The sequence below is a fragment of the Frigoribacterium sp. PvP032 genome, from assembly GCF_017833035.1.
In the GTDB taxonomy this organism is placed as follows: domain Bacteria; phylum Actinomycetota; class Actinomycetes; order Actinomycetales; family Microbacteriaceae; genus Frigoribacterium.
This window is the reverse complement of record NZ_JAFIBM010000001.1, coordinates 2,892,537-2,904,520: the sequence shown is the minus strand read 5'-3', so window position 1 is coordinate 2,904,520 and position 11,984 is coordinate 2,892,537. Positions and strand designations below refer to the sequence as shown.

General features: G+C 72.3%; 12 protein-coding genes. 5 read left to right on the top strand and 7 right to left on the bottom strand.

Going from position 1 to position 11,984, the window contains the following annotated elements:
- Positions 1-2 precede the first annotated feature (2 nt).
- On the top strand, positions 3-917 hold the full coding sequence (locus JOE35_RS13315) for a sulfurtransferase (RefSeq protein WP_209561463.1): 915 nt from the start codon (positions 3-5) through the stop codon (positions 915-917).
- A 145-nt stretch (positions 918-1,062) separates the two neighbouring features.
- Here the strand turns inward: JOE35_RS13315 and JOE35_RS13310 are convergent, their stop codons facing one another.
- The gene (locus JOE35_RS13310; RefSeq protein ID WP_209561462.1) at positions 1,063-1,269 is read right to left on the bottom strand and encodes a DUF1508 domain-containing protein; all 207 of its coding nucleotides are present in this window, start codon (positions 1,267-1,269) and stop codon (positions 1,063-1,065) included.
- Positions 1,270-1,519: 250 nt separating this feature from the next.
- Positions 1,520-1,963 carry a hypothetical protein gene (locus JOE35_RS13305; protein ID WP_209561461.1) on the bottom strand — a complete coding sequence of 148 codons (444 nt, stop codon included), beginning with the start codon at positions 1,961-1,963 and terminating at the stop codon, positions 1,520-1,522.
- Positions 1,964-2,372: 409 nt separating this feature from the next.
- On the opposite strand from JOE35_RS13305, the gene JOE35_RS13300 reads away from it, so the two are divergent.
- Positions 2,373-6,140, top strand: a complete 3,768-nt coding sequence (locus tag JOE35_RS13300) for an AAA family ATPase (protein ID WP_209561460.1) — start codon at positions 2,373-2,375, stop codon at positions 6,138-6,140.
- A 4-nt stretch (positions 6,141-6,144) separates the two neighbouring features.
- On the top strand, positions 6,145-6,396 hold the full coding sequence (locus tag JOE35_RS13295) for a hypothetical protein (RefSeq protein WP_209561459.1): 252 nt from the start codon (positions 6,145-6,147) through the stop codon (positions 6,394-6,396).
- A gap of 27 nt (positions 6,397-6,423) precedes the next feature.
- On the opposite strand, the gene JOE35_RS13290 is transcribed toward JOE35_RS13295, so the two are convergent.
- The 5 genes from JOE35_RS13290 to JOE35_RS13270 form a co-directional block, all read right to left on the bottom strand.
- Positions 6,424-7,404: a hypothetical protein gene (locus tag JOE35_RS13290; protein WP_209561458.1), complete on the bottom strand. Its 981-nt coding sequence runs from the start codon at positions 7,402-7,404 to the stop codon at positions 6,424-6,426.
- Positions 7,401-8,495, bottom strand: coding sequence for a glycosyltransferase (locus JOE35_RS13285; RefSeq protein WP_209561457.1), 1,095 nt, complete (start codon positions 8,493-8,495; stop codon positions 7,401-7,403). Before JOE35_RS13285 ends, JOE35_RS13290 begins: the two co-directional genes overlap by 4 nt.
- A 183-nt stretch (positions 8,496-8,678) precedes the next feature.
- Positions 8,679-9,188, bottom strand: a complete 510-nt coding sequence (gene mscL, locus JOE35_RS13280) for a large conductance mechanosensitive channel protein MscL (RefSeq protein WP_209561456.1) — start codon at positions 9,186-9,188, stop codon at positions 8,679-8,681.
- A gap of 85 nt (positions 9,189-9,273) precedes the next feature.
- Positions 9,274-9,657, bottom strand: coding sequence for an FmdB family zinc ribbon protein (locus JOE35_RS13275; RefSeq protein WP_209561455.1), 384 nt, complete (start codon positions 9,655-9,657; stop codon positions 9,274-9,276).
- A 39-nt stretch (positions 9,658-9,696) separates the two neighbouring features.
- The gene (locus JOE35_RS13270) at positions 9,697-10,275 is read right to left on the bottom strand and encodes a 5-formyltetrahydrofolate cyclo-ligase (RefSeq protein ID WP_209561454.1); all 579 of its coding nucleotides are present in this window, start codon (positions 10,273-10,275) and stop codon (positions 9,697-9,699) included.
- 66 nt (positions 10,276-10,341) lie between these two features.
- Between JOE35_RS13270 and galU the strand changes: the two genes are divergently transcribed.
- Both galU and JOE35_RS13260 read left to right on the top strand, forming a co-directional pair.
- Entirely contained in the window at positions 10,342-11,235 is an 894-nt protein-coding gene (gene galU, locus JOE35_RS13265; protein WP_209561453.1) for a UTP--glucose-1-phosphate uridylyltransferase GalU, read from the top strand.
- A gap of 11 nt (positions 11,236-11,246) precedes the next feature.
- Positions 11,247-11,894 (top strand): GNAT family protein, encoded by a 648-nt coding sequence (locus tag JOE35_RS13260; protein ID WP_307803087.1) that lies wholly within the window; start codon positions 11,247-11,249, stop codon positions 11,892-11,894.
- Positions 11,895-11,984 lie beyond the last annotated feature (90 nt).

The following is an 11,984-nucleotide window of genomic DNA, read 5'->3' as shown; positions in this document are numbered from 1 at the left end:
GCATGGACACCGCCGACCCTGCCGACGCCGCCGCCACCGACGATGCTGACTCCGCCGGTGCTCGCGACGCCGCGCCGCACCCCCTCGTCTCCGTCGCCGAGCTGGAACGGTCGCTGCGCGGAGATCGTCCGCCGCGCCTCCTCGACGTGCGCTGGCGGCTGGACCGTCCCGACGGGCGGCCGGCCCACCGCGAGGGGCACCTGCCGGGTGCCGTCTACGTCGACCTCGGGTCCGAGCTCGCGGGGCACGGCCTGGCGCCGACGGAGGGGCGTCACCCCCTGCCCGCGACCGACGCGCTGCAGCGGTCCGCGCGGGGCTGGGGACTGCGCGAGGGCGAGCCCGTCGTGGTCTACGACGACCTGGGCGGACAGTCCGCGGCCAGGGCGTGGTGGCTGCTGCGGGCCGCCGGCCTCGACGACGTGCGACTGCTCGACGGCGGGCTCGGAGCCTGGACCGCGGCGGGACTGCCGCTCGAGACCGGGGACGTGCGACCCGCGACCGGCGACGTCGTGCTCGCCTCAGGCCAGCTGCCGACGATCGACGCCGACGAGGCCGCCGACTTCCCGTCGCGCGGCATCCTCGTCGACAGCCGCGCGGGGGAGCGGTACCGCGGCGAGGTCGAGCCGGTCGACCCGCGGGCCGGGCACGTGCCGGGAGCCGTGAGCGTCCCGACGTCGGGCAACCTCGACGAGTCGGGCCTCTTCCTCGGCCCGGAGGCGCTGCGCGCGAGGTACGAGGAGGCGGGCGTCCGGCCGGGCGAGCCCGTCGCGGTCTACTGCGGCTCGGGCGTCACGGCCGCCCACGCCGCCGTCGCGCTGACGGTCGCCGGCTTCGACCCCGTGCTGTTCCCCGGGTCGTGGAGCGCGTGGTCGTCCGACCCCGACCGCCCCGTCGCGACGGGGGCCGAGCCCGGCTGACCCAGGCCGGCTGACTCAGGCTGGCTGACTCAGGAACTTGCTGCCGCGTTCTCCTGATCCGTGCACGATTCAGGACGCAGAGTCCCCCCGCCGCGCAGCTCAGGACACGTCTTCCTGAATGGGGAGCGCTCCGAGGAGGCGCGGGTCAGTCGGCGTGCGTCGGCGAGGGCACCAGCGTGCGGTCGTCGACGATCGCGTCGACCGCGGTGCGGCGCACGGAGTCGATGCCGTTGAGCGCGGAGCCCTTCTGGCGGTAGCCCTCCGAGGTCGCGATCACCTCGCCGTTCGCGGCGGTGAGCACGAAGCGGTACTCGCCCGACTCGCCCTGCGTGACGATGAACTTGCCGGCCATGGCGTCCTCCTCGCGTCCGGGGAGCGGCGTCTGCGCGCTCCGCGTCGCGTCAGCATAGGCAGCGCGTGTTTCGTCCGTGTCACGGGAGCCGCGACATGACACAGCACGACGCGCGAGCACGTCGTGCTGTGCGCCCTGCACGCCACACCGTGGACGAGGCCGCGGCGAGCCCGGCAGCAGCCCCCGCTGCCGCCGCGCTCGCCGCGGCCCGTGACCCGGCTGCGCCGGTGCTGGTCTGCGCCGGTGCTGGTCAGTCGCCGACGAGCACCCCGATGGCCGCCTTGAGGGTGTCGCGGTCGCGACGGAGCTTCGCGACCTCCGCCTCGAGCTCGGCGACGCGATCGGCAGACGCCTGGTCGCCGCCCTTGGCGCTGTTGCTGTTGGTGCTGCCGGGCGGGCGACCGCGGCGCGGCGCCGGTGCGGCGACCGGCTCGTCCTGCGCGTCGGCGTCGCCGCGCACGGCCGAGCCGTCCTCGGCGGTGTCGGCCGCCTCCTCGGCGATGACGGACGCTGCGGGGGCGTTCGCCTTCTCCCAGGCGCGGATCCAGCCGCGGAGCGACTGCTCGCCGACCTCGAACTGCTCCGCGGTCTCGCGGATGATGGCACGGTTGCCGGGCTCGGCCTCGCGGCGTTCGAGAACTCGGGCGAGCGACTGCTCGCGCGTCTCGTCGGTGTACTTCTGCTCGAAGGGCATGTGGTGTTCTCCGGTCGTGGGGAGGGCGGGGGAGCGATCACATGGTGACGGCGCATCCGTCGTCACCACAGGACCGTTGACGCCGACCGTACTGCAGTCTCGTGTCGCACGAGTAGATATAGATAGAAATATGTGACGACGAGTGCCCTGTCACTCGTCTGGTGACCATGCGAGCTCGCGGCGCAGCACAGCTGGGCCCTGGGAGACAGCAAACATGAAGACGTGTCACCATGATGTGCAGCACGCATCGCATCATGCTTTACAGCACAGTCGATGACATGGCGACACCTGTCGTTCGCATGCGCCGGCGTCCGTGTCGGCGACCGTGAGTGCAGGAGGCGATCGTCCAGTCGCCGCCGACCCGCCCGTCCTGAGGCAGATCACGGTGACGACGGCTTAAGGTGGCCGTGTGTGGCGCGCCGACAGACAGCATGACGACGGCGACGACGGGACAGGTCCCGACGTCGCCCCTACGGGCGCGCCCGGGGGAGCGGCCTCGCCCGGCACGGTCAGCCTCGGCGACCCCGGCCTGGCCGTGGGCAACGTGGCCGAGCCGTCGCGCACCGGCTGGCGTGACCAGCTGAGCGTCGTCGGCGGCACCTCCACCCTGTTGCACTTCGGTGACGAGCAGCGCGCCCGCATCGAGCTCAGCACCACGCACCCGGGCGGCCTGGCCCAGTTCATCACCGGCAAGACGACCCTGCTGTCGAGCCTCATCCGCGACGACCTCGCTCTCCGCACCGCCCGCGTCGCCGCCGGCGAGATCGCCGCGAAGGGCCTCGAGCTCAGCACGGTCCGCGGCATCGACGCCGTCCACCTCGCCATCGGCGTGGCCGCCTGGTCGTTCGCCGGGGTCGACCACCGAGCGCCCGTGCTGCTCCGTCCGCTCGCGATCCGCCGCCACGGTCGCGACTTCGAGGTGAAGCTCCTCGGCGAGCCGTTCCTCAACCCGGCGCTGGCCGACGCGCTGCACGACCAGTTCGACATCTCGCTCGACGCCGACGCGTTCGTCGCGCTCGCCAGCCGCGAGGGCGCGTTCACCCCCAACCCCGTGATCGACCGCCTCCGCGGCCTCACGGCGCACCTCGACTGGTTCACCGTGCAGCCGCGCCTCGTCGTGTCGACCTTCGCCGAGGTCTCGACCGAGATGGCCCTCGACGCCCGTGAGCTCGGCCACCCGGTGCTCGACGCGCTCGGCGGCAACGCCATGGCGATCCGCCAGGTGCAGGAGGGGTACCGGCCGACCACGGCGACGCCCCAGGACGAGCGCAGCCCCGAGACCGACACCCTGCTGCTCGACGCCGACCCCGAACAGGAGAACGTCGTCGCGCAGATCGCGGCCGGCGCCTCCGTCGTCGTTAAGACCCTCCCGGGCACGGGCGGGACGCAGACCATCGTCAACGCCATCGGCCGGCTGGTGTCGCAGAACAAGCGGGTGCTCGTCGTGAGCGCACGCCGCGCCTCCCTGAGGGGCATCACGGCCCGTCTGGCCGACATCGGCCTGCCCGGCGTCGCCGTCTCGCCGACCACGCTGCGCCGTGACGTCATCCGTGCCATCAGCCGTGACGAGAAGGCCACCCACCCGCAGATGGGCGAGGTGGACGACGCGCTCGTGCGCCTCCGCAAGGTGCTGGTCGACTACCGCGGGGCGCTGAGCCGACGCGACGACGGCCTCCGCGTCTCGGTGCTCGACTGCCTCACGGAGCTGTCGCGGCTGGCCCTGCTGCCCGCGCCTCCTGCGACCACCGCACGCCTCAGCCGCCGCAGCGTCGAGGCCATGGTCGACGGCCGTCGCCGGGTCGCCGAGACGATGGTGAACGCCGCCAACCTCGGCGAGTTCCGCTACGGCCCGGGCGACTCGCCCTGGTACGGCGCCCGCTTCACCGACTCGTTCGGTGCCGGCGACGCGCACCAGCTGGCCAAGAACCTGCACCACCGTGACCTGCCCCGCCTGCTCGAGCGAGCGCAGGAGGTGATCGGCAGCACCCGGATGCGCCCCTTCGAGTCGGTGGCCGAGCTGGGCGTCTACCTGCGCCTCCTGATCGAGATCCGCGACACGCTCGACAAGTTCCAGCCCGTGGTCTTCGACCGCTCGGTCGCCGAGCTCGTCGCGGCCACCGCGCCGAAGCGCGAGGCGCCCGACATGTCGAGCGCCAACCGCCGTCGCCTGAAGAAGCTCGCGAAGGAGTACGTGCGGCCCGGCGTGCACATCGCCGACCTGCACAGTGCCCTGCAGCGCATCCAGCAGCAGCGCATCGCCTGGCAGCGCTACGTCGTCGCGGGCACGCCGCCCGAGGTCCCCACGGGGATCGCCGACGCGCACGTGCTGCACCAGCAGGTCAGCCAGGACCTGGAGCGCCTCGACGCGCCCCTCGGCCTGCGGGGCGACGACAGCCTGACCGAGATCGGCGTCGCCGAGCTGGGCCCGAAGCTGCGCGACCTGGCCGCCGAGAGCGACGTGCTGCAGAACCTGCAGGAGCGCACCGAGCTCATGACGACCCTGCGCGACCTCGAGCTGGCGCCCCTGATCACGGACCTCGCGAACCGCCACGTGCCCGAGCAGCAGGTCGCCGCCGAGCTCGAGCTCGCCTGGTGGCGCTCGGCCCTCGAGTCGCTGCTCGAGGCGGACCGCGCGCTGCTCGGCGCGAACACCGCCATGCTCGACCGTCTCGAGGCCGACTTCCGTCTGGTCGACGAGGCCCACGCGGCCGGCAGCGCCCAGCTGCTCGGGTGGCAGCTCGCCGAGAACTGGAAGATCGGGCTCGTCGACTGGCCGGAGGAGGCGTCGGCCCTGAAGGCCCTGCTGCGTCAGCCGCACCTGACGGCCCGCCTGCTGCACGACGCCGCGCCGCACCTGTCGCGCGCCATCGCCCCCGTCTGGCTGGCCTCGCCCTACGAGGTGCACACCATCGCCGACACGGTGCCGTTCGACACGGTCGTGCTCGTCGACGCCGGTGCGACGACCATCGCCGAGAACGTCGGGGCGATCCGCCGCGGCAAGCAGACCGTGGCCTTCGGCGACCCGGTCACCCAGACGCCGTCGGAGTTCGACGTCGCCGTGACGCCGGGCAAGCAGCCGCCGCGCCACGACGAGGCCGAGCTCGACGCCCTGCACGCCGACAGCGCCCTCGCGCGTCTCTCGACCCTGCTCCCGACCCTGTCGCTGACCCGCAGCTACCGCGCCGGCGGAGAAGACCTGGCCGAGCTGGTCAACCGTCGCTTCTACGGCGGGCGCATCGAGTCGCTGCCGTGGGCCGGCAGCTTCCTCGGGCACGGCAGCATCGCGCTCGACTACGTCTCGGGCGGCACGGCCGTGCCCGACCCCGAGTCCGGCGCCGTCGAGAGCGTCGACGCCGAGGTCGACCGCGTCGTCTCGCTCGTCGTCGAGCACGCGCGCACCCGGCCGGCCGAGTCGCTCATGGTCATCACCGCCAGTGCGAAGCACGCCGTGCGCGTGCAGCAGGCCGTGCTCACCGCGGTCTCGGGCCACAAGGACCTCACGGAGTTCGTCGTCGGCGACCGCGGCGAGCCCTTCATGGTCGCCACGCTCGAGCAGAGCGTCGCGCAGAGCCGTGACCACGTGATCTTCTCGATCGGCTACGGACGCACCCCGCACGGCCGCGTCCTCAGCGACTTCGGCCCGCTCGGCCAGCCCGGCGGGGAGCGCCTGCTCGCGGTCGCGATGACGCGCGCCCGGCGCTCGATGATCATCGTCACCTGCTTCCAGCCCGCCGACATCGACGGCGGACGCATGGGCCACGGCACCGTCGCGCTGTCCGAGATCCTCACCGAGGTGCAGGCGCGCACCAGCGCCGAGCACGTGCCGGACGACTCCGACCCGATGCTCGTCGACCTCGCCCGGCGCCTCGAGGCGAAGGGCATCCCCGTCGCCCTCGGGCACCGGGGCAAGCTCGGCCTGGTCGCCGCGCACGACGGCGTCTGCGTCACCATCGAGACCGACACGACGCTGTCGCGCACGAGCCTCCGCGAGTCGCTGCGGGCCCGGCCAGAGACTCTGCGCAGGCTCGGCTGGCACTACGTGCGGGTGCACGCGTTCCAGCTGTTCACCGACCCCGACTCCGTGGCCGCACGGGTGGCCGAGGTGCTCGGGATCGACGGGTCGCGCACGCAGGAGGTGCCGACCCTGTCGGCCCGCCAGCACGTCAACCGGCTCTGACCCGGTGCCGGCGACGACGGGTCTGCACGGCCCCGACGAGGTCCCCGCAGGAGGCGCGGCGCCGTCCGTCGACGACCCTGCGGTCGTCGACACGGTCACGCCGGCCCCGCTCGTGGTGCGGCGTCGCGGCGGGCGACGGGTCTCGACCGACCCGGTGCCCGGCAGCGATCCTGCACCCGCACCCGAGCCTCCTCGGCACTCCTCGGGCGAGAACGACCGGCAGCTGCGCGACGACGTGCCGCCGCACTGGGGCTGAGGAGGCTCGTCCGCACCCGTCGGGTCGTCAGGTCGGGTCGCCGAACACGGCGCCCCACGACTTCCGCGCTCGCTCGCGGTAGTCGACGAAGGCCTCCTGTGCCGCCGACGGGTCGTCGGTGACGTGCGACAGGGCCTCGAGCCATGCCTCCGCACAGGCGCCGACCGGCACCCGCAGCCGCTTGTGGGCGGGCTGGAGATCGTCGAGGAACGACGTCGACTCGCCGACGGTCGGGGTGCCGTTCTCTAGCGCACGGACGGCCACGCCCGACTGGAAGTACTCGCGATAGGGAAGCAGCAGAGCCCAGGCGGCCCCGAGCAGGTCGTCGAGCTCGTCCTCGGGGACGAAGCGGTCGTCGACGTCCCAGCCGGGCACCGGCGGCCAGCCCCTGCCGACGATGGTCGTGGTCCAGCCGGCGTCACGGAGGCGCGGACCGAGCTGGGCGAGCAACTCCAGGTCCCGGGCCGGCTTGTACTGGCCGGCCACCACGACCGACGGGCGCGACGTCTTGGGCGTCAGTCGTTGTTCGTCGAGGATCGGGTGCATCGTCAGGACGGCGGGGTGGGCGGGCAGCTCGCGGCGCACCACGTCGAGCGCGGCGCGGCTCAGCACCACGAGCGTGGGGCGCGACGCCGCGGGCGCGCGCCGGGCCCATCGGCGGGAGCGCTCCGAGAACCCGTGCTGGCGGCGCAGCGGCGTCGGGTCGTGGAAGAGCACCCAGCGCGGATGGCGCCGGGACGCCCAGCCCCGGGCCTCGAGGAGTCCGAGGCTCGGCCAGAGCTGCAGCACCGGACCTCTGGTCAGCCGGGCACGCGTCGTGTTGTACAGGCAGTTGAGCCCCATGCGAAGGGCCCCGCCCGGGCCGGGCAGGCCCTCGACGGGACGGGACCAGTGCGCCCGCGAGGCATCGGCGCCGCCCCCGGCGAGGGTCTCGGCCAGCTCGCGCCGGAAGTGCGTGAGCACCGTGGGGATGGGGTCGGAGTAGCACAGCGTCGTCGGCGAGCTCACGCGAGGGCGCCGATCCGGTCGCCGTGCAGCCAGGCGTCGGCGGTCAGCCGTCCGTCACGGGCGGGCAGCGAGGAGCGGACCTCGTCACGCGGCAGCGGGTGTCGCAGGGCCGACTCGAGCGCGGCCGACAGTCGTCGGGGGAGAGACGGACGGTCGGCGTCGACGACGTGGTGCCCGTGCTCGGCGAGCCAGGGAGCGAGGCCGGTCTGCCGGGTCGTGACGATCGTCGCGCCGGCGGCCAGGCCCTCCTTGACGGGGAGGCCGATCTGCTCGATCCAGCGCCCCTCGGGCACGGACGGGGCGACGAGCACCGAGGCCGTCGCGAGGGCTGCCTGCACCGCCGCGTGGGGCATGCCGCCCAGGAGGCGCCGCGTCGCGGGCGCCTCGGCCGCCCACTCGTGCACCTCGTCCGAGAGCGGCCCCGCACCGATCAGGTCGAGCACCGCTCCCGGCACCGCCTGCTCGACCGCGGGCCACGCCAGGAGGAGCTCTCGCACGCCCTTGCGCTCGTCGAGGACCCCGAGGAAGACCGCCCTGAGGGGGGCAGCGGCACGAGGACAGGGAGCGGGCTCGGGCAGCTCGAGCGCGAGCGTGGACGGCACGGCGGCGACGAAGGGGAGACGGGCGTAGGTGTCGCGAGCAGCGGGGCTCGCGTAGCAGATGCGGTCGAGGCCGAGCCGTGCGATGGCCCCGACGAGCGCGGCGACCACCGTGACCGCGAACGAGGGCAGACGGCCCCCGCCCCGCACGAGCACGTCGACCGAGTTGTTCTCCATCGCGTAGGCACAGACCTCGTGGCGCCGTCCGCGCAGCAGGCCCGCGAGGCGGAACCCGGCGACGAGCGCGACGTGCCGGGGCCAGAACCGCAGCCAGAGCGGCTCGGGCACCTCGAGGACCTCGGCCTCGGTGGTCGCGAAGCGCCGGAGAGCCGCTGCCATGGTCATCTTCTCGATGCCGGGGAGCAACCTCGTGCCCGGCAGGTCGTACCCGGCGTCGAGGTACAGGAGCTCGGCCGGCGTGCCGAGTCGATGGCGCTCGACGTGCACGGCGCGGAGCTCGGGCACGATCCGCAGGGACCGGGGTCGTGGCATGGGCGTCACCTCGTGGTCGACGGACTCCGACCAGCCAGTCGGATGCTGCGATGCTAATGCAGAATATCATCCATCGCAACTGATATTCAGATATGGCTGGATCGGGCCTCGACGACGAAGGCCCCTCGACCATGAGGTCGAGGGGCCTTCGAGGGGAACTGCGGGGGAGATCCGGGGGCGAGGTCAGCGGCTGCCGAGCGGGCCGTTCCCGATGTTGACGCTGCCGCTCGGGGTCGGGTCGGCGGCGTGGCTGCCGTGGCCGGTCGAGGCCGAGTCGATGCCCGACTGTGCCCGTAGCAGGTCGCGGATCTCGCTGAGCAGCTCGACGTCGGTCGGCGGCACGTCCGCGGGCGGGACGGTCTCGTCGGACTGCTTCGCGAAGGTGCGCTTGAGCAGGCTGTTGACGGGCAGCACGAGGCAGAAGTACACGACGGCCGCGATGATCACGAAGTTGATCAGCGCACCGATGACGGCGCCGAACTTCAGCTCGGCGTCGGCGCCGCCGTTCACCGTGGGGATGCTCACGATCAGGGCTTCGTCGAGCATCGACGCGTTGAACGCCGCACCGATCAGCGGGTTGAAGATGTTGGTCACGAGCGAGGTGACGATGGCGGTGAACGCGGCTCCGATGACCACGGCGACAGCCAGGTCGATCACGTTGCCGCGCAGGACGAATTCTTTGAAGCCCTTCACAGGTGCGCTCCTTCGGGTCGAGGGGTGGTCGTCGTCGCCGACAACTCAACCACTCCTCACGGAGCGCCGCAGACCGGGGCCGGGCTCAGGACGAGGAGGAGCTGCTCGAGCCGCCCGAGGGCGACCCGCCCGAGGACGATCCCGAAGACCCGGAGGACCCCGACGACCCGCTCGAGGACGTGCCCGAGCCGCCCGACGAGGCGCCGCCTCCTGAGCTCTTCTTCTCGGTGCCCGAGGTCTTCTTGTCGGACGACGACGACGATGTCGACGACGACGAGGCGGAGCCGGCCCCGCTGCGCGAGTCGGTGCGGTAGAAGCCCGACCCGTTGAAGGTGACGCCCACCGGGCTGAACACCTTGCGGAGCACGCCCTGGCAGACGGGGCAGACCGTCAGCGAGTCGTCGGTGAACGACTGGACGACGTCGAAGGCGTTGCCGCACTCGGTGCAGCGGTACGAGTAGGTGGGCACGGGCGTCCTAGCTGGGGGTCGAGGAGGCGGCCCGCGAGCTCAGAACTCGTGGATGCCGCTGGGGGTGACGACGCCGTCGACGGGCTGGTCGTGACGCTCGCGCGGCACCTCTTCCACGTACTCGGAATCGAACACCACAGCATAGACCGGCGGTCGCTTCTCCATCGATCCGAGGGTCTTGTCGAAGTAGCCGCGGCCCCAGCCCATCCGCATGCCCGTGTGGTCGATGGAGGCGGCGGGCACGATGATGAGGTCGACGTCGTTGATCGCCATGGGGCTGAGCACCTCGCCGACCGGCTCGGGCAGGTCGAAGAGCCCGAGCGTCTCGGTCTCGCCGTCGCCGACGGCCCAGTCGAGCAGCCCGTCCGGGCGCGAGATGGGGAAGAGGACGCGCACGTCGTTCTCGTAGGCCCAGTTGAGGAAAGGGCGGGTGTTCGGCTCGTCTGCGGTGGAGAGGTACGCCGAGACCGACCGGACGGAGAGCCCGGACGCGAGGTCGACCAGGTGCCTCGTGAGGCCCGCCGTCGCCTGCTCGCGGGCGTGGTCGCCCTGGTTGCGGCGCCGCTGTCGCAGCTCCGCCCGGAGTGCGCGCTTGGCGTTGCCGACCTCGTCCGTCATGTCCCCGATGGTACGGGCAGGAAATGTGCCCCCCGCGGAGCGCCGCGGGTGGATACGCTGAGCGGCATGGGCTTCACGATCAGCAAAGCAGTCATCCCCGCCGCCGGCCTGGGTACCCGATTCCTCCCCGCGACCAAAGCAATGCCTAAGGAGATGCTCCCCGTCGTCGACAAGCCGGCGATCCAGTACGTCGTGGAAGAGGCCGTGAACGCGGGCCTCACCGACGTCCTCATGATCACCGGGCGCAACAAGAACGCACTCGAGAACCACTTCGACCACGTGTCCGAGCTCGAGGAGACCCTGAAGAAGAAGGGCGACCACGACAAGCTCGCCAAGGTCAACCAGTCGACCGACCTGGCCGACATGCACTACGTGCGCCAGGGCGACCCGCTCGGCCTCGGCCACGCGGTGCTCCGCGCCAAGATGCACGTCGGCCGCGAGCCGTTCGCGGTCCTGCTCGGCGACGACATCATCGACGCGCGCGACCCGCTGCTCACCCGCATGATCGACGTGCAGGGCGAGAAGAACGCGACCGTCGTGGCGCTGCTCGAGGTCGACCCCTCGATGACCCACCTCTACGGCATCGCCACGGTCGAGGAGACCGACGAGGACGACGTCGTCAAGATCACCGGCCTGGTCGAGAAGCCCCCGCAGGGCGAGGCCCCCAGCAACCTGGCCATCATCGGCCGCTACGTCATCCGCCCCGAGGTCTTCGACGTGCTCGAGAAGCAGGAGCCGGGCAAGGGCGGCGAGATCCAGCTGACCGACGCGCTGATGAAGATGGCCAGCGCCGAAGAATGGACGGGCGGCGTCTACGGCGTCGTCTTCCGCGGTCGTCGCTACGACACCGGCGACAAGCTCGACTACATCAAAGCCATCGTGCAGCTCGCGAGCGACCGGGAGGACCTCGGCGACGAGCTCCGCCCGTGGCTCAAGGAGTTCACGGCAGGGCTGGAGTAGGCGACCACCACGTGAGCAGCATCCCCACGCTGGCGGAGGGGCGGGTCGTCATCCGGCCCCTCCGCCTGCGTGACACCCGCGACCTCGACCAGGCGCTGGCCGAGAACCGCTCGTGGCTGCGCCAGTGGGAGGCCACGAACCCGAACGGGTTCACGAGCCACGACGTCCGCGGCAGCATCCGTTCCCTGCAGGTCAACGCCCGTGCCGGCCTCGGCCTGCCCTTCGCGATCGAGCTCGACGGTCGCTTCGTCGGCCAGCTCAACGTCAGCGGCATCACCTACGGCTCGCTCGGCTCGGCGACCATCGGCTACTGGGTGACCCAGTCGGCGGCCGGCAACGACGCGACCCCGATCGCGGTCGCCCTGGCCACCGACCACTGCTTCCGTGCCCTCGGCCTGCACCGGATGGAGATCTGCATCCGCCCGGAGAACGGCCCCAGCCTTCGCGTGGTCGAGAAGCTCGGCTTCCGCTACGAGGGGCTCCGGCGCCGCTACATCCACATCAACGGCATGTGGCGCGACCACTTCTGCTTCGCCCTGGTGGCCGAGGAGGTGCCCGAGGGCGTCCTGCACCGCTGGCGGTCGGGCACGGTCCCGGCCGGTCAGGGCAGCGTGCCCCCCGAGGCGCTCGCCGAGGCCGAGCGACAGCTTCCGCTCTAGTCGGCCCCGGGCCGCATCCGGCTCGGAGCAGGCTCGGATCCGCGCGCATCTGGGGGAGACACACCCCGCGACATGGCCGACGCGCCGTGC

Coding starts and splice junctions, on each gene's coding strand:
- JOE35_RS13315 (WP_209561463.1), top strand. CDS start 3: ATGGACACCGCCGACCCTGCCGACGCCGCCGCCACCGACGATGCTGAC.
- JOE35_RS13310 (WP_209561462.1), bottom strand. CDS start 1,269: ATGGCCGGCAAGTTCATCGTCACGCAGGGCGAGTCGGGCGAGTACCGC.
- JOE35_RS13305 (WP_209561461.1), bottom strand. CDS start 1,963: ATGCCCTTCGAGCAGAAGTACACCGACGAGACGCGCGAGCAGTCGCTC.
- JOE35_RS13285 (WP_209561457.1), bottom strand. CDS start 8,495: ATGCCACGACCCCGGTCCCTGCGGATCGTGCCCGAGCTCCGCGCCGTG.
- JOE35_RS13270 (WP_209561454.1), bottom strand. CDS start 10,275: ATGACGGACGAGGTCGGCAACGCCAAGCGCGCACTCCGGGCGGAGCTG.
- galU (WP_209561453.1), top strand. CDS start 10,342: ATGGGCTTCACGATCAGCAAAGCAGTCATCCCCGCCGCCGGCCTGGGT.